17 protein-coding genes are annotated in these 17641 nt (G+C 46.1%); 9 read left to right on the top strand and 8 right to left on the bottom strand.

The window, feature by feature from the left end; translation table 11 throughout:
• Positions 1-3 precede the first annotated feature (3 nt).
• From FKX92_RS08250 to FKX92_RS08275, 6 genes are all read right to left on the bottom strand, one after another.
• The gene (locus FKX92_RS08250; protein ID WP_002898305.1) at positions 4-1356 is read right to left on the bottom strand and encodes an APC family permease; all 1353 of its coding nucleotides are present in this window, start codon (positions 1354-1356) and stop codon (positions 4-6) included.
• Between the two features lie 74 nt (positions 1357-1430).
• Complete coding sequence (locus tag FKX92_RS08255) at positions 1431-2030, bottom strand: HutD/Ves family protein (RefSeq protein WP_149566053.1); 600 nt, start codon at positions 2028-2030, stop codon at positions 1431-1433.
• A 12-nt stretch (positions 2031-2042) separates the two neighbouring features.
• A complete protein-coding gene (locus tag FKX92_RS08260; protein WP_149566054.1) occupies positions 2043-3716 on the bottom strand; it encodes a formate--tetrahydrofolate ligase in 1674 nt (557 codons plus the stop codon).
• A gap of 66 nt (positions 3717-3782) precedes the next feature.
• Positions 3783-4409 (bottom strand): cyclodeaminase/cyclohydrolase family protein, encoded by a 627-nt coding sequence (locus tag FKX92_RS08265; protein WP_149566055.1) that lies wholly within the window; start codon positions 4407-4409, stop codon positions 3783-3785.
• A gap of 14 nt (positions 4410-4423) precedes the next feature.
• Positions 4424-5323, bottom strand: coding sequence for a glutamate formimidoyltransferase (gene ftcD, locus FKX92_RS08270; RefSeq protein ID WP_002903832.1), 900 nt, complete (start codon positions 5321-5323; stop codon positions 4424-4426).
• A gap of 114 nt (positions 5324-5437) precedes the next feature.
• Positions 5438-7468 (bottom strand): urocanate hydratase, encoded by a 2031-nt coding sequence (locus tag FKX92_RS08275; protein WP_002926665.1) that lies wholly within the window; start codon positions 7466-7468, stop codon positions 5438-5440.
• 199 nt (positions 7469-7667) lie between these two features.
• Between FKX92_RS08275 and hutI the strand changes: the two genes are divergently transcribed.
• The 4 genes from hutI (at position 7668) to rpsR (ending at position 10184) form a co-directional block, all read left to right on the top strand.
• Positions 7668-8933 carry an imidazolonepropionase gene (gene hutI, locus FKX92_RS08280; RefSeq protein ID WP_149566056.1) on the top strand — a complete coding sequence of 422 codons (1266 nt, stop codon included), beginning with the start codon at positions 7668-7670 and terminating at the stop codon, positions 8931-8933.
• 178 nt (positions 8934-9111) lie between these two features.
• Entirely contained in the window at positions 9112-9402 is a 291-nt protein-coding gene (rpsF, locus tag FKX92_RS08285; RefSeq protein WP_002896497.1) for a 30S ribosomal protein S6, read from the top strand.
• An 11-nt stretch (positions 9403-9413) separates the two neighbouring features.
• Positions 9414-9908 carry a single-stranded DNA-binding protein gene (locus tag FKX92_RS08290; RefSeq protein WP_002896496.1) on the top strand — a complete coding sequence of 165 codons (495 nt, stop codon included), beginning with the start codon at positions 9414-9416 and terminating at the stop codon, positions 9906-9908.
• Between the two features lie 36 nt (positions 9909-9944).
• Positions 9945-10184, top strand: coding sequence for a 30S ribosomal protein S18 (gene rpsR / locus FKX92_RS08295; RefSeq protein ID WP_000068664.1), 240 nt, complete (start codon positions 9945-9947; stop codon positions 10182-10184).
• A 114-nt stretch (positions 10185-10298) separates the two neighbouring features.
• On the opposite strand, the gene FKX92_RS08300 is transcribed toward rpsR, so the two are convergent.
• Positions 10299-10970: a DUF1129 domain-containing protein gene (locus FKX92_RS08300; protein ID WP_149566057.1), complete on the bottom strand. Its 672-nt coding sequence runs from the start codon at positions 10968-10970 to the stop codon at positions 10299-10301.
• A gap of 18 nt (positions 10971-10988) precedes the next feature.
• A complete protein-coding gene (locus FKX92_RS08305; protein WP_149566102.1) occupies positions 10989-11933 on the bottom strand; it encodes a magnesium transporter CorA family protein in 945 nt (314 codons plus the stop codon).
• Between the two features lie 126 nt (positions 11934-12059).
• On the opposite strand from FKX92_RS08305, the gene uvrA reads away from it, so the two are divergent.
• The 5 genes from uvrA (at position 12060) to nusB (ending at position 17560) form a co-directional block, all read left to right on the top strand.
• A complete protein-coding gene (gene uvrA / locus FKX92_RS08310; protein WP_149566058.1) occupies positions 12060-14891 on the top strand; it encodes an excinuclease ABC subunit UvrA in 2832 nt (943 codons plus the stop codon).
• A 152-nt stretch (positions 14892-15043) separates the two neighbouring features.
• The gene (locus tag FKX92_RS08315) at positions 15044-16105 is read left to right on the top strand and encodes a M24 family metallopeptidase (RefSeq protein ID WP_149566059.1); all 1062 of its coding nucleotides are present in this window, start codon (positions 15044-15046) and stop codon (positions 16103-16105) included.
• A 61-nt stretch (positions 16106-16166) separates the two neighbouring features.
• Positions 16167-16727: an elongation factor P gene (gene efp, locus FKX92_RS08320; protein WP_002896485.1), complete on the top strand. Its 561-nt coding sequence runs from the start codon at positions 16167-16169 to the stop codon at positions 16725-16727.
• Positions 16728-16746: 19 nt separating this feature from the next.
• Positions 16747-17136 (top strand): Asp23/Gls24 family envelope stress response protein, encoded by a 390-nt coding sequence (locus tag FKX92_RS08325; protein ID WP_002896484.1) that lies wholly within the window; start codon positions 16747-16749, stop codon positions 17134-17136.
• Positions 17129-17560 carry a transcription antitermination factor NusB gene (nusB, locus tag FKX92_RS08330; protein ID WP_002915907.1) on the top strand — a complete coding sequence of 144 codons (432 nt, stop codon included), beginning with the start codon at positions 17129-17131 and terminating at the stop codon, positions 17558-17560. The genes FKX92_RS08325 and nusB overlap by 8 nt, the downstream gene beginning before the upstream one ends.
• Positions 17561-17641 lie beyond the last annotated feature (81 nt).

Genomic DNA, 17641 nt, shown 5'->3' on the forward strand with positions numbered 1-17641 from the left:
GATTCATTCTCCTTCTTGTTCAAGAACTTTATTTTTACAAATCAGTACTATATAGATAAAGTATACTGCACTGGCGATAAGGACACCGATGAGGCCGTAAACATAGTTCATTGGGTTTTCACCCCAAATCATGACAAGGCTGACTAGAACCGCCAAAATTGGAATTACTGGACCAAATGGAACGCGGAAGACCACTTTTTTATCCGGATATTTCTTTCTTAATACTAGTACAGCTAGAGCAGTTGGGATGTATTGGAAGAAGCGGAAGACCACACTGAGAGCTGCTAATTCTTCAAATTTACCAGAGAAGAGCAGGACGATGGCCAGGATTCCTGAAATAATAATGGCAACTATAGGGGCATTTTTAGAGTTGGTTTCTGCAATTTTCTTAGGAAGCAGGCCTTCATTTGCGATAGCTGCACCATAACGTGGAACCATGATAGATTCCCCGATGTTAAGTCCAGCAATAGAAATCAGCGCTCCGATAGAAACAATCCATGCTCCAACAGGGCCAATCATTTCGACAAAGGCGTCTTGTACAGAAGCATCTGTTTGCAGGATACGGCTGCCTAACATGGCGATAGTTCCTGCGATAATCAGCATATAGAGAACAGAGACAATACTGATAGAGCCCAAAATAGCTCGAGGTACATTCTTTTCCGGATTGCGCATTTCACCAGCAACGATAGACATGGTTTCAAATCCGATAAATCCGTAGAAGATATAAATTGCTGTACTAGAGATAGCTTTCATGATATCTACGCCAGGTTCTAGCTGAAGAAACGGAGTGAAGTTTCCTTTGTCAATTCCTCCTTTGATGAAGAAAATCGCACATAGACTGAAAGCGACAATTGGGATGAGCTTGGCTACGGTTGCGGTCAAGGTGAACATTTTGGAAGTCTTAAGACCTGATATATTCATTAGACTGAGCAAAATAATCAGGCTCACACTGAGCAGAAGTTCATAGGGGGCAAAGGATTTAAAAGTAATGACAAAAAGTCTCGCAAATCCTGCTGCCATAGCAGACCAAGCGATGATGGTAACTGCCCAGCCTAGGAAGCCAACATTAAATCCGACAAAGTCTCCAAAGGCTGCTTTGGAATATTGGAAAGCTCCGCCGTTTTTATTAAAATAACCAGCAGTTTCTGCCAAGCAGACGGCTAGGAGAATAACGAGGAGGGCAGTTCCAAGCATGACAGCTAGAGAGGCAGGGCCAAGTCCTTTATAAATCTTTTGCGGTAGGAGGAAAATCCCTGATCCGATAACGGCATTGATACCGTAGAGAGTTGCACCGGAAAAGCTGAATTTCGCTTTTTCCTGTTCTTGTTCTTGTGCGGTGAGTTTAGTTGCATCCATAATAATGTTTCTCCTTTAGAGATATGGGATCCTTTCCAAGTAAAGATAGAATGGTGACAAGACATCATGTATCTTTACTTAGTAGGGATGTGGGTCAAACCAGCCCATATAGCAAGGGGCGTTCCCTTTGGCTGGTTACTCGAAAACATTATATGCAGCTCAGTTTCCTGAGTCTCTTTTTCCACTATCAGAAGCTGCTCTGCCTCTAGGTTAAGCACTGGCAGGTTTGTTCCCGTCACCGTTAAATCACCTAAGGCATAGATAAATTGAATTTCGTCATCTCGGCTAAGCTCTTGCCCATTCGAGATGGCAATCATCTGTCCCTGATAATGGTCGCTGTAGATTAAGTTAAAGTCGGTACAAGTTCCCCGACTTGTGATAGAATCACTCCCTTCAAAGACATAGGGAGTAAAGGGAGCTAGAACCGTTTCCTCCTGCCGGCTGGCATTGTGGAGATGAAGTGTGTGGTCCAGGCTCATGAGAATGCGATGAAAGCCGCTGAGGTCAGAAAATTGACTTTCAGCCAACTCCACAGTCGCTGTAGATAGCCGATAGTCAAAGTCCCGCTTGCCATAGTGGCCAGTTGGCGGGGAAAGATAAAGCTGTTTTGTCTTTCCCCCCGACCAATCGGAAACTTGAAGATCATTTACTCTTAAAAGGGTTACATTTGTCATTTTTGATATTTGTTAGAACAAACCGCTGATATTGCCGTCTTTGTCAACATCAATCTTTTCGCTGGCTGGTACTTTAGGCAGCCCTGGCATGGTCATGATTGCACCAGTCAGAGCAACGATAAAGCCTGCACCAGCAGAAACTTTGAGCTGGCTGATAGTCACAACAAAGTCTTTAGGTGCGCCCAGTTTCTTAGCATCATCTGAGAAGGAGTACTGAGTCTTGGCCATACAGATAGGATAGTTGGAGAAGCCCAGCTCTTCCAGTTGTTTGAGCTCACGTTTAGCAGCAGGAGTCAGGCGAACGCCCTTGCCTCCATAGACCTTAGTAACAATTTTGTTCAGCTTGGTTTCAATAGAGTCCTCTTCATTATATACAAATTGGAAGTGATTGTCTCCTTCGGCCAGTTCAACGACTTTTTCAGCCAACTCTTTACCGCCAGCTCCGCCATTGGCCCAGACGTCGGAAATCACGACGTCAACTCCGCGTTTTTGGCAGGCGTCATAAACTGCTTTCAATTCTGCTTCGGTATCCAGCGGGAATTTATTGATGGCAACGACTGCTGGAAGACCATAAACATCTTGAATGTTTTCTAGATGTTTTTCCAAGTTTGGCAGACCATCTACAACGGCTTGGACATTTTCTTCAGCCAGATCGCTCTTAGCAACACCACCATGCATCTTGAGAGCGCGGATGGTAGCAACTAGAACTACAGCTGCTGGACGAAGTCCAGATGTACGACACTTGATATCAATGAATTTTTCAGCACCTAGGTCAGCACCGAAACCAGCTTCTGTGACTGCATAGTCGGCATATTTGAGAGCCAGCTTGGTAGCTAGGACACTGTTACAGCCATGGGCAATGTTGGCAAAAGGTCCACCGTGAATCAAGGCTGGCGTGTGTTCCAGAGTTTGAACCAAGTTTGGATGGATAGCGTCTTTGAGCACAGCAGCCATAGCGCCACCAGCTTTCAGATCCTTAGCAGTTATTGGCTTACCTTCAAAGCTGTAACCAATGATGATCTTTTCCAAACGGTTCTTGAGGTCAGTGATATTTTCTGACAGACAGAGAATAGCCATAACCTCAGAAGCGACCGTAATATCAAACCCATCTTCACGTGGAACGCCATTGACCTTGCCTTGCAAGCCGTCCACGATGTGGCGCAATTGCCGGTCATTCATATCCACTGCCCGCTTCCAAGTGATGCGACGAGAGTCGATGTCTAAGGCATTGCCATGGTGGATGTGGTTGTCAATGAGGGCCGCCAACAAGTTGTTGGCAACACCGATGGCATGAAAGTCACCAGTGAAGTGGAGGTTGATGTCCTCCATGGGCACAACTTGAGCGTGCCCACCGCCAGCAGCTCCGCCCTTGATACCAAAGACAGGTCCGAGTGAAGGCTCCCGCAGAGCGATAACGGCTTTTTTACCGATAGCAGCCAAAGCATCGACCAATCCGACAGAAGTCGTGGTCTTGCCTTCTCCGGCTGGTGTTGGAGAAATAGCTGTCACGAGAATCAGTTTGCCGTCAGGCTTGTCTTTTAAGGCTTCCAGTTGGCCGGCACTGATTTTTGCCTTGTAATTTCCATAAAGAGACAAGGCATCTTCAGCAATTCCTAGCTTTTCTGCCACCTCTTTGATGGACTTCATTTGAACCGAATTCGCAATTTCAATATCTGATAAAACCATATTGTTACCTCTTGAGAAAAGGAAGCCCATTCATGGGAAAGAGCAGACTTCTCTTCCGTTTATCTATTAGACAACTTTCAAAATTTCTTGATAAATTTCATCGGCTAGGGCGCAGCCTTTTTGCAGGAGGTCCTCACCCTTGCTGCGGTAATCAGCGACGAATGCTTCATCCTTGACGCCTGACAGGTTGATGAGGACATTGAGCCAAGCCCCTTGCAGGCCAGCCTTAAGATTGAGAGCTGCGACTCCCAGGTCGCTGGCAGCATTGATATTGGATTTTCCGACAGCCTTTTGAGTTGTTTGCAGGGCAGCCAAGATGTCTTCCATCATGCCATAAGGGGACTTGGTCGCTTCCTTGAGGGCTTGCTGCATAGCTTCTCGACGGGCAGCCTTGTCTTCGTCTGTTTCTTTAGGCATATCAAAGACGGCGGAGACCAGATTGAAGGCTTCAGTGTCCTTGTCGATAGCTGCGAGCAGGCTTTCTTGCAAGCGGGCACTTTCTGCGTGCACTTGAGCAATTTCTGCTTCAAATTCTGCGTATTTTTTCTTGCCAAGGGTTAATTCGCAGACCATCTTAGTTAGGGAAATACCGTTCGCTGCTGAAAGAGCAGCGGCAGAGCCACCTCCTGGTGCAGGAGCATCTGAGCCTAGGACTTGGGCAAATGCTGTCAAACTTAAATCTACTAATTTCATAGGTTTCTGTCCTCCTAGCCCAGCAAATGGTTTTCCAGAACTTGCTTGCCGTAGTCAAAGTCTTCGATTTGCAGATAGTATTCTGCTGCGTCAATCAAAGCCTTGGCTGGTGCCAAACCGATGACTTCTGAGCCGAGGATTCCAACTCCGTAGCGCTTGGCTTCAAAGCGAACAGTTTCAAAAACACGATAGAGTGGGAATTTTTCCAGATTGACCATGTTGATAGAAACCTGAGCAATGTTGCGGTCTTCCAGCATAACGCCGATCGCTTTACAGTACTTGTAACCACCGCTTGATCCACGGATGATTTTGGCAATATTGTTGGCAATTTCCAGATTGTCTGTATCCAAGTTGATATTGTAGGCGATGAGCGGCATTCTAGCACCGACAGCAGTAACACCTGCAGTTGGGTGAATCTTTCTTTCACCGTAGTCAGGCGCCCAGTCAGGTTCCAAGAGTTTTTCAGGCATGCCTTCAAACTGTCCTTTACGGACCTTAGCCAAGTTCTTACGCTCTGGACGAGTCGCTGCATCTTCATAGAGGAAGATAGGGATACCGAGTTCACGGTTGATCCGCTCAGATACGGTCTTCGCAATTTCGACGCATTCCTCACTTGTGATGTCCTTGATTGGTACAAAAGGCAGGACATCAGTTGCGCCCATACGAGGGTGTTCACCTTGGTGCTTGGTCAAGTCAATATTTTCAGAAGCGTATTTAACCAAACGGAAGGCCACTTCCTGAATATTTTGATCATCGCCGACCAAGGTAAAGACGCTGCGGTTGTGGCTGGCATCAGAAGAGTGGTCCAAAAGTGTTACGCCTGGCACGCTCTTAGCTACTTCAACTAGACCGTCAATGACCGCTTGGTTGCGGCCTTCAGAAAAGTTAGGAATACATTCAACAATTTTTGCCATAAGATATTACCTCGTGTTATATGTTATTAAAATTACAGAGTGAATAAAGTGGAACTTCCAGCTGAGCTAGGAGAGAGGCCTAGCTCAGCTCAGAAGTTGGGGGACAAGTTTTTCCTATTCGAACAATTTCTTAACAGATTCTTTGACCAAATCTTCGTCAGTTAAGTATGGAATGGTAATGTGGTCTGTTCCTTGGTGGAGACGGTTGTACTCGATAGCTGTCTCAATAGCATGCTCATTGCGAGCCCAGTTACGACGTGCAACTCCGCCGATCGTATCCCAAGCGATAGCAGATTTGATGATTTCATCAATGCGTTCGCTGCCGTCCAGTACCAAGCCAAAGCCACCGTTGATTGCTTTACCGATACCAGTTCCGCCACCGTTGTGGAGAGCTACCAAACTCATACCGCGAGCTGCATTACCAGCGTAACATTGCACGGCCATGTCACAGGTAACGTTAGAACCATCCTTGATATTGGAAGTTTCACGGAATGGAGAGTCAGTACCAGATACGTCGTGGTGGTCACGGCCAATCATGACAGGACCAATCTTGCCTTCGCGTACTAATTCATTGAACTTGAGGGCGATATTGACGCGTCCCATACAGTCTTGGTAGAGAATCCGAGCCTGAGTTCCAACAACCAGCTGGTTCTTTTCTGCATCGCGGATCCAGTTGTAGTTGTCGCGGTCTTGGTAGCGGCGGTTAGGGTCGATCACTTCCATAGCTGCATGGTCAGTAGCGACTAGGTCTTCGTGTTTGCCGCTCAGACATACCCAACGGAAAGGACCATAACCATAGTCAAAGAGCATTGGGCCCATGATATCTTCTACATAAGATGGCCAGATGAAACCGTCTTTGTCGTCAAAGCCATTCTTAGAAATTTCCTTGATGCCAGAGTCATAGACTGCCTTCATGAAGGCATTACCATAGTCGAAGAAGTAGGTGCCGTTGCTAGTTAAGGTCTTGATCGCCTTGAAGTGACGTTCTAAGGTTTGGTCAACCAGCTTAACAAAGGTTTCCTTGTCTTCAGCTAGGAGGCGAGTCCGCTCTTCAAAGCTGATGCCAGCCGGACAGTAGCCACCGTCATAGACATTGTGACAAGAAGTTTGGTCAGACAGCAAATCAACATGGATATTGTTCTCGTTGACGTATTCCAAGAGATCTACAATGTTACCATGATAGGCAATGGAAGTTGATTCACCAGCTTCCAGAGCTTTCTGAGCTAGCTCGATTGCTTCTTTTGGACTTTCGGCTAATTGACTAATCCAGCCTTGGGAGTGGCGTGTTTCAATCCGAGATTGGTCTACTTCAGCTACGATTGCCACAGCTTTAGCAATTTCGGCTGCTTTCCCTTGAGCTCCACTCATACCACCCAGACCAGAAGAGATGAAGAGTTTGCCGGTCAGGTCGCCGTCATCAGCTACGCCTAGTTTCAAGCGTCCAGCATTGAGGAGAGTGTTGAAAGTACCATGGACGATACCTTGAGGGCCGATGTACATCCAGCCACCTGCTGTCATTTGACCGTAGTTGGTGACACCCATTTCTTCTGCAATTTCCCAGTCTTTCATATTGTCATATTCACCGACCAAGAGGCCATTGGTGATGATAACACGCGGAGCTTCTGGTTTAGATTTGAAAAGTCCAAGTGGATGGCCAGATTCCACGACCAAGGTTTGATGGTCGGTCATGATTTCCAAGTATTTCTTGATCAGGTTGTACTGCATCCAGTTAGCGCAGACAGATCCAGTTTCTCCGTAGGTAACCAATTCATATGGATAAAGGGCGATTTCAAAGCTCAGGTTGTTGTCAATCATGACCTGCATAGCTTTGGCTGCAGTACAGTTCCCTTTGTACTCGTCAATTGGTTTGCCGTAGATGCGTTCTTTTGGACGCCAGCGGTAGCCATAAATCCGTCCGCGAGTCTTCAGTTCTTCTAAGAATTCTGGAATTACTTCCTCATGGAATCTCTTTGGAATATAGCGAAGGGCATTTTTAAGAGCAATTTCGGTTTGAGCTTGAGTCAAACGGAAGCCCCGGTCAGGTGCTCGTCGGATGCCTTCTTGGAAAACTGTTTTTTCAGGCAGTACATCGTCTAATTTGACGGTCATTGCTGCTGCAATTTCATTTTCGCTAAAGTATGACATGAAAAATCCTCCTTTTAGTCAAGTGTAAAATATCTTTCTCCTACATTCTATAAGATTCCCGTCCATAAAGAGTCAAGAAAATGACAAAAACAGTAAAAAAAGTGGGGCTCCTATCTTTTACAAGCTTTTGACTATAATTTGACGATAGTGTATTATGATGAAAAGCAAATATGTCGGAAAATGAAATGGAGGAACAAGCATGACTGCTGATTTACTATTAACTCACTTTAATCAAGTCTTCTGTCCCAAGGATCTCGGGCATCCCCTTTTTGGCGAGGAGATGAAAGAAGCTCAGGTTTTGGAAGACGGCTACATTGCAGTCAAAGACGGCAAAATCCTAGCAGTTGGAAGCGGAGAGCCGGATTCCAGTCTGGTTGGACCGGATACTAAGATTCAGTCTTATGAGGGCAAGATTGCTACACCTGGCTTAATCGACTGTCACACTCACTTGGTCTACGGTGGCAGCCGGGAGCATGAATTTGCTAAGAAGTTAGCCGGTGTCCCTTATCTGGAAATTCTTGCCCAAGGCGGCGGTATTCTCAGTACAGTCCGAGCAACTCGAGAAGCTTCTTTTGACACTCTCTATGATAAGTCTAAGAGACTGCTGGACTATATGCTGCTGCATGGGGTAACAACGGTTGAGGCCAAGAGTGGCTATGGTTTGGACTGGGAAACAGAGAAGCGCCAGCTGGATGTCGTTGGGGCTTTGGACCGTGACCACGATATTGATTTGGTTTCGACCTTTATGGCTGCCCACGCCGTTCCACCAGAATACAAGGGACGCTCTCAGGAATATCTGGAGCTCATCGTCGAGGAAATGCTGCCTCGGGTAAAGGCAGAAAATCTAGCTGAGTTCTGTGATATTTTCTGTGAAAAAGGTGTCTTTACAGCTGACGAGTCACGCTACTTACTTTCTAAGGCTAAGGAAATGGGCTTCAAGCTTCGCATCCATGCTGATGAAATCGAGTCTATCGGTGGAGTAGATGTAGCAGCTGAGCTAGGAGCAACTAGTGCAGAGCACTTGATGGTAGCGACAGATGAGGGCATTCGCAAGATGGCGGAAGCCAAAGTTATCGGGAATCTCCTGCCAGCGACTACCTTCAGTCTGATGGAAGATACCTATGCACCAGCCCGCAAGATGCTGGAAGCTGGTATGGCCATCACCCTGACTACTGACAGCAATCCAGGCTCTTGTCCAACAGCTAACCTGCAGTTTGTTATGCAGCTGGGCTGCTTTATGATGCGTCTGACGCCAGTAGAAGTACTCAACGCTGTAACCATCAATGCAGCCTACTCAGTTAACCGTCAAGATAAGATTGGCAGCTTTGACACTGGCAAGCAGGCTGACATTACCATCCTAGACGCTAAGAATATCGACTATCCACTTTATTTCTTTGCCACCAACCTGACCCATCAGGTCTACAAGGCTGGAAAACTGGTTGTCGATCAAGGAAGAATTGTTTAAGCTTTCTAAAAACGAATCGTATTTTTCGGACTCTCTCTGGTGACAGGGAGAGTTTTCTTTATATCAAAACTTTCCCTTGCCATTCTGCTGGAAGTCTGCTATAATAGTTATTTGTGAGCAAACCTCACTTACCCCTTGCAAAGTCTCGGGGTCATTAGACCAAAAGGAGGAAAAATCAATGGCTAAATACGAAATTCTTTATATTATTCGTCCAAACATTGAAGAAGAAGCTAAAAACGCTTTGGTAGCACGCTTTGACTCTATCTTGACTGACAATGGTGCAACTGTTGTTGAATCAAAAGACTGGGAAAAACGTCGTCTTGCATACGAAATCCAAGATTTCCGTGAAGGACTTTACCACATCGTTAACGTTGAAGCAAACGACGATGCAGCTCTTAAAGAGTTTGACCGTCTTTCAAAAATCAACGCTGACATTCTTCGTCACATGATCGTCAAACTTGACGCTTAAGAAGGTAGACTATGATTAATAACGTTGTACTGGTGGGTCGCATGACCCGTGATGCCGAGCTTCGCTATACTCCGCAGAACCAAGCGGTCGCAACATTTACTCTGGCTGTCAATCGCAACTTTAAAAATCAAAGTGGCGAGCGAGAAGCAGACTTTATCAATGTTGTCATCTGGCGTCAGCAGGCAGAAAATCTTGCAAATTGGGCTAAAAAAGGAGCCCTGATCGGAATTACAGGTCGTATTCAAACGCGTAACTACGAGAATCAGCAAGGCCAACGTGTCTATGTCACAGAAGTTGTTGCGGACAATTTCCAACTCTTGGAAAGCCGCTCTAATCGTGAAGGTCAGTCATCTGGCGGATACGGTGGAAACAGCTTCGGCGGCAGCTCTGCTCCAAGTTATGGCAGTGCAGACTCGTCTAACCAAGTACCGAACTTTTCTCGTGATGAGAGTCCATTTGGCAATTCTAACCCAATGGATATCTCAGACGACGATCTACCTTTCTAAGGATCGAATCTAACTATAATATAAAGGAGAAAACACATGGCTCAACAACGTCGTGGCGGATTCAAACGCCGTAAAAAAGTTGATTACATCGCAGCGAACAAAATTGAATATGTTGATTACAAAGATACTGAGCTTCTTAGCCGTTTCGTTTCAGAACGTGGGAAAATCCTTCCTCGTCGCGTAACAGGAACTTCAGCTAAAAACCAACGTAAAGTAACAACAGCTATCAAACGCGCTCGCGTAATGGCTTTGATGCCTTTCGTAAATGAAGACTAATTAGATTCCCTGCCTTGGCAGGGTTTTTTAAAAAATAGATAATAGAAGAATAGAAAACTAAAAAGACAGTTCATCAGGACTGTCTTTTTAGTTTTTCTTTGATTTAAAGATTTCTTATCTCGTCGGTCCCATAGTCGCGCTCTTGATGTTGAAGCGTTTTTTGAGATAGAAACGCAGGGCTAGGGTAATAGCACCAACAATAGCAACTACGATATTGGACAGGCGGGGATTGAGGAACTCAGGCAGGAGGCTGGTCAATACGATGGACATGCTCCAGAGGAGAATAGCCGCTGCCATGGTAAGGATGGACTTGAGCAGCTTAGGGCGCTGACTGCGGTCCTTATCTGGTCCGTAGAAACGGTAGATAAAGTGGTAGAGGGCATAGAAAGAAAGGCCACCGACGATGCTTCCGAGTACGAGAGTCGTCAGTCCATAGACAGATGGCTGAGAGGAAGCTAGATTGACGATTGAGGTCAGGAGGGTAAAGAAACCAAGGATAAAGAGGACAGAGTCCAGCATCATCCATTTAGGATCGTCATTTTCTTTTGGATGTTCGGCATCATAGCGCTCTTTTGCAGTCAGAGAAGCTGCCCAAGTAGTTGGGGCTCCGTAAAGGCCGCGGGCAGTGATTCCCTTGGCTTGATTTTCCAGAATTTCCGGTAGAATACCTTCTAAGATAGTCTGGATTTCCTGATCGGATTTGCCGTCTTGTAGGAGTTGGTTAGTTGCGATATGGATAAATTCTTTGTTTTTTTTGCTGAGTTTGTCGAGGGATACTTGTGACATAGGCGTTCTTTCTAAAGGTTAAAATAGTTTTTTGTGCATGAGATAGGCCATGAGCGAAGCACTCATGGCAAAGGCGATGAACATGATAATCCAGAAGGCATGTGGTTCACCGTTGAGAGGCAGTTCGTTATTTTTGAAGTTCATCCCATAGGCCGAGAAAATCATGGTCGGGATAGACATGACGATGGTCACCAGAGCCAAGGCTTTCATGATATTGTTTTGGTTATTAGAAATGATGGAGGCAAAGGTCTCTGTCATACTGTGGAGGATGTTGCCGTAGATATCAGCCATCTCAATGGCCTGCTGGGTCTCAATCAAGGTATCTTCCAGCAAGTCCTCGTCTTCCAGATATTTCTTGATATTGCTGGTGGAGCTGGTCAACTTCTTAATCACGCGCTCATTTGTTTTGAGAGAGGCCTTGAAATAGACGATGGTCTTTTCCAACTCCATAAGCTCAATCAGTTCCTCATTTCGCGTGGACTTGTGCAGTTGACTTTCAATCTGCTCACTCTTGCGGTCAATGGAGCGCAGGGCTGTCAGATACAGCTCGGCATTGTGGTAGAGAATCTGAAAGATGAAACGGGACTTCATAAAAGTATAGAAGTTGCGCAGGCGCCTGTGAATGAAGATGTCCAGCAGAGGTAATTTTTCCAAACAAGTGGTAATAATAGCCTCTTCCGTGATGATAATACCAAGGGGGATCGTGACATAGTAAGTCTGGTTATTCCGCTCCTCAGTGATGGGCACGTCAACGATGATCAGTGTATACTCATCCTCGATCGTAAGTCGGGACATTTCTTCTGCATCGAGCGGTGCTCGCAGGTCGGCGATGTCAATACCAAAGGCGTTGGCAATTTCGATTGATTCACTCTGGGAAGGGTTGACAAGATTGATCCAGGTGCCCGATTCGAGCGAATCAATCTCTTTGAATTCTGTCGTAGTTGATAAAAAGACTTGCTTCATAATCATTTTCCTTTCCAGAGTTTTTTGCATACCGTACTATTATACTACAAATTCGGGTTTTTGGGGCAAAAGTTTGCAGAAAAATTTGTTATAATGGAGAAGGTTTATAAGTGAAACGAGGTCAAAATGCAAGATAAAATTGTGATTCACGGAGCGCGAGCTCATAATTTAAAAAATATTGATGTAGAAATTCCGCGGGACAAGCTAGTCGTGGTGACGGGGCTGTCCGGTTCGGGCAAGTCCAGTCTGGCTTTTGATACCCTCTATGCTGAGGGGCAGCGCCGCTATGTGGAGAGTCTGTCGGCCTATGCTCGGCAGTTTTTGGGCAATATGGAAAAGCCTGATGTGGACTCGATTGATGGTCTCAGCCCGGCTATTTCCATCGATCAGAAGACGACCAGTAAAAATCCCCGCTCAACGGTGGGAACTGCCACCGAAATCAATGACTACCTGCGCCTGCTCTATGCTCGTGTTGGAACGCCATACTGTATCAACGGTCATGGGGCTATTACAGCTTCGTCTGTTGAGCAGATTGTTGACAAGGTCTTGGAATTGCCAGATCGTCAGCGTTTACAGATATTAGCGCCGGTCATCCGTAAGAAAAAGGGCCAGCATAAGACCGTTTTTGACAAGATTCAGAAGGACGGTTATGTCCGGGTGCGCGTGGATGGAGATATTTACGATGTGACGGAAGTGCCAGAGCTTTCTAAGAGCAAGCAGCATGATATTGAGGTCGTAGTAGACAGAATTGTTATCAAGGAAGGGGTGCGCAGCCGCCTCTTTGACTCGGTTGAAGCAGCTCTGCGGATTGCTGAGGGCTATGTGGTGATTGACACTATGGATGGTCAAGAGCTACTCTTTTCTGAACACTATGCCTGCCCAGTCTGTGGCTTTACAGTGCCGGAGTTAGAGCCACGACTCTTCTCTTTCAATGCGCCTTTTGGCTCCTGTCCGGACTGTGATGGTCTGGGGGTTAAGCTGGAGGTGGATCTAGATGTGGTTGTGCCAGAAGCTGGCAAGACCTTGCGCGAAGGAGCACTAGCGCCTTGGAATCCCATCTCCTCCAACTACTATCCGCAGATGCTAGAACAGGCCATGGCAGCCTTTGGCATTGATATGGATAAGCCTTTTGAGGAGCTGACGGAGGAAGAAAAGCAGCTGATTTTCTTTGGCTCAGATGGACGAGAGTTCCATTTCCACTATGAAAATGAATTTGGCGGTGTGCGCGATATTGATATTCCTTTTGAGGGGGTTGTCACCAATATCAACCGCCGCTACCATGAGACCAATAGTGATTTTACTCGGACGCAGATGCGGGCTTATATGAATGAGCTGACTTGTGCGGCTTGCCATGGTTATCGACTCAGCCCTCAGGCCTTGTCTGTCAAGGTTGGTGGCGAAAATGGCTTGCATATCGGTGAGATTTCAGACTTGTCTATTGCAGATCATTTGCTTCAGTTGGATAAGCTTAGGTTGACTGACAATGAAGCTACAATTGCGCGGCCTATTCTCAAAGAAATTCATGACCGCCTGACCTTCCTTAATAACGTTGGCCTCAATTACCTGACTTTGTCTCGCTCGGCTGGGACTCTATCAGGAGGTGAGAGTCAGCGGATTCGCTTGGCGACTCAGATTGGTTCTAACTTGAGTGGCGTCCTCTATATCCTGGACGAGCCCTCTATCGGCTTGCACCAGCGTGACAATGACCGCCTAATTGCCAGCCTCAAGAAGATGCGTGACCTGGGCAATACCCTCATCGTGGTTGAACACGACGAGGACACCATGCGGGAGGCTGACTGGCTGATTGATGTGGGACCAGGAGCCGGTGTTTTCGGTGGTGAAATCGTCGCAGCTGGTACTCCTGCGCAAGTAGCTAAGAGCAAGAAATCCATCACAGGCCAATACCTGTCAGGTAAGCGCGAAATCCCAGTACCATTGGAACGCCGTGTAGGCAATGGTCGCTTTATCGAAGTGACTGGTGCTCAGGAAAATAACTTGCAGAATATTACGGCTAGATTCCCCTTGGGCAAATTCATCGCTGTGACTGGAGTTTCTGGATCCGGTAAGTCAACGCTGGTCAACTCTATTCTCAAAAAAGCCATTGCTCAAAAACTCAACCGCAACTCAGCTAAGCCAGGTAAGTTCAAGAAAATCAGTGGTATTGAGCATGTGGATCGACTGATTGATATTGACCAAAGTCCGATTGGCCGGACACCGCGCTCTAATCCAGCTACTTATACTGGAGTCTTTGACGATATTCGCGATCTGTTTGCCAAGACCAACGAAGCCAAGATTCGCGGCTATAAGAAGGGCCGTTTCAGCTTTAACGTCAAGGGCGGTCGCTGTGAGGCCTGCTCGGGTGATGGGATTATCAAGATTGAGATGCACTTCCTGCCTGACGTCTATGTGGCCTGCGAGGTTTGCCACGGCACCCGCTATAATAGCGAGACTTTAGAGGTTCATTACAAGGAGAAGAATATCGCTCAGGTTCTGGACATGACGGTTAATGATGCGGTAGAATTCTTCCAGCATATTCCCAAGATTGCCCGCAAACTCCAGACTATCAAGGACGTGGGGCTAGGCTATGTGACTCTGGGGCAGCCAGCCACGACCTTGTCAGGTGGTGAAGCCCAGCGGATGAAGCTGGCCAGCGAACTTCACAAGCGCTCGACTGGTAAGTCCTTCTATATCTTGGATGAGCCGACCACGGGTCTGCATTCTGAAGACATTGCCAAGCTCCTTCAAGTGCTATCACGCTTTGTGGACGATGGCAATACAGTACTCGTTATTGAGCACAATCTGGATGTTATCAAGACAGCTGACCATATCATTGACTTAGGACCGGAAGGCGGTGTCGGTGGCGGTACGATCATTGCGACGGGTACACCGGAAGAAGTCGCTGCTAATCCAGCCAGCTATACCGGCCAGTATTTGAAAGGCAAGCTGCACGTGAAATGATTCATCAAATCCCCGTTTGATATTAAAAACAGGGATTTTTTGTGTCGGAGAATACTCGTCAGATTTAAGTCTTAGATATGACTTGTAAAAAAATGTCCTATTTGACTTGGTTTTTTGATATAATAAGCTTAGTTATTTCATGGAGGTACCTCATGTTATCAAGAGTTGAAAAGTTTGAAGCAGCATTGGCTCAGACAGAATGCGATGCTGTTTTAGTAACCAATCTGAAAAATATTTACTATCTGACTGGTTTTAGCGGGACAGAAGCGACAGTTTTTATCAGCAAAACACGCCGGATTTTCCTGACAGATGCGCGCTATACGCTGATTGCCAAGGGAGTAGTCCAAGGTTTTGATATTGTCGAAACGCGCGACGCGATTGGGGAGATTGTCAAGATTATTGCGGACGACAAGCTGCAAAAAATCGGTTTTGAGGATGAAATTTCCTATGCCTACTTTAAAATGCTGGAAAGTGTCTTCTCGGCCTACGAGCTGGTTCCCATGACAGCCTTTATTGAAAATCTGCGCATGATTAAAGATGAGCACGAAATCGCGACCATTCGCAAGGCCTGTCAGATTTCGGATCAAGCCTTCCTAGATGTGCTGGATTTTATCAAGCCTGGTGAGACGACAGAGCTAGCTGTTATGAACTTTTTAGATGCCCGTATGCGGCAGCTAGGTGCTTCAGGAGCCTCTTTTGACTTCATCATCGCTTCGGGTTACCGCTCTGCTATGCCGCATGGTGTGGCTAGTGACAAGGTCATTCAAAAAGGTGAAACCCTGACCATGGACTTTGGTTGCTACTACAAGCACTATGTCAGCGATATGACGCGAACTGTTCATGTGGGGCAAGTGACAGATGAAGAGCGGGAAATCTATGATATTGTCCTGCGCAGTAATCAAGCTCTGATAGAAGCTGCTAAGGCTGGGCTTAGTCGGATCGATTTTGACCGAATTCCGCGGCAGATTATTAACGATGCTGGCTACGGTCCTTACTTTAGCCATGGGATTGGCCACGGTATCGGCCTGGATATCCACGAGATTCCTTACTTTGGCAAGTCAGAAGATCCGATTGAGGCCGGCATGGTCCTGACTGATGAGCCGGGTATCTATCTGGACGGCAAATACGGTGTCCGCATCGAAGACGATCTCCTCATCACAGAAACAGGCTGCGAAGTCCTAACTCTTGCGCCGAAAGAGTTGATTGTTATTTGAGAATTATCAGGCTTTATGATAGAATAAGTAGAAATATAATTTTAAAAAGAGGTAATATAGAATGATTGAAGCAAGTAAGCTGAAAGCTGGAATGACCTTCGAAACAGCTGATGGAAAACTCATCCGCGTTTTGGAAGCGAGCCACCACAAGCCAGGTAAGGGAAATACGATTATGCGGATGAAACTGCGTGATGTTCGTACTGGCTCTACCTTTGATACCAGCTACCGTCCAGAAGAGAAATTTGAACAAGCTATTATTGAAACTGTTCCAGCTCAATACTTGTACCAAATGGATGACACTGCTTATTTCATGAATACTGAGACTTATGATCAATATGAAATTCCAGTAGTCAATGTAGAAGAAGAATTGAAATTCATCCTTGAAAACTCTGATGTGAAAATCCAGTTTTACGGAACAGAAGTGATTGGTGTGACTGTACCGACAACAGTTGAATTGGTCGTGACAGATACTCAGCCTTCTATCAAGGGAGCTACTGTTACCGGATCTGGTAAGCCAGCTACACTTGAGACAGGTCTTGTTGTCAACGTACCAGACTTTATCGAAGTTGGACAAAAATTAATCATCAATACTGCAGAAGGAACTTACGTTTCTCGCGCATAATATAGAAGAGGTAATAACTATGGCAGCTGAACAATTAGGTGAAATCGTCATTGCGCCACGTGTTTTGGAAAAAATCATTGCCATTGCAACGGCAAAGGTAGAAGGTGTTTATTCCTTCGCAAATAAGAGTATGTCAGACAGTCTTTCTATGCGCTCACTCGGTCGCGGAGTATCGCTCCATACCGATGAGACAGGTGATGTGACTGTAGATATCTACCTGTATTTGGAATACGGTGTCAGCGTTCCAACTGTTGCAGTAGCAATCCAGAAGGCTGTAAAAAGTGCTGTTTTTGACATGGCTGAGGTAGAGCTGTCTGCTGTCAATATCCATGTGGCAGGCATTGTTCCAGAAAAGGCACCGAAGCCAGACTTGAAAGATCTATTTGATGAGGACTTCCTCAATGACTGATATACTGTTGGAATCCAGAAGAGGTCTGCGCCAGCGGGCTTTTCAGGCCCTGATGAGCCTAGAGTATGAAGGGGATCTTGTAGAAGCTTGTCGTTTTGCCTATTCTTATGATAAGGACGAAGAGGCAGACAAAGCGGCGGAAGCTGATATTCCAGCCTTCCTGCTCAATCTGGTATCTGGTGTGGTCCAGTCCAAGGACGACTTGGACAAGAAAATTGCCCAGCACCTCAAAAAGGGTTGGACAGTGGATCGTCTGACGCTGGTAGAGAAAAATATCCTGCGTCTGGGTATCTTTGAGATTACAGAGTTTGACACCCCACAGCTGGTAGCAGTCAATGAAGCCATTGAGCTTTCCAAGCAATTCTCTGACGAAAAGTCCAGTAAGTTCATTAATGGGATTTTGAGTCAATTTATCGTTGAATAAAATGAAGGTCGAGACAAGTGTCTTGGCTTTTTTTGATTTGTGACATTCAGTTTGTCTCACTTCGTTAGGTGCAAGATAAAT

Origin of the sequence: Streptococcus sanguinis (genome assembly GCF_008329445.1) — a bacterium.
GTDB lineage: Bacteria > Bacillota > Bacilli > Lactobacillales > Streptococcaceae > Streptococcus > Streptococcus sanguinis_O.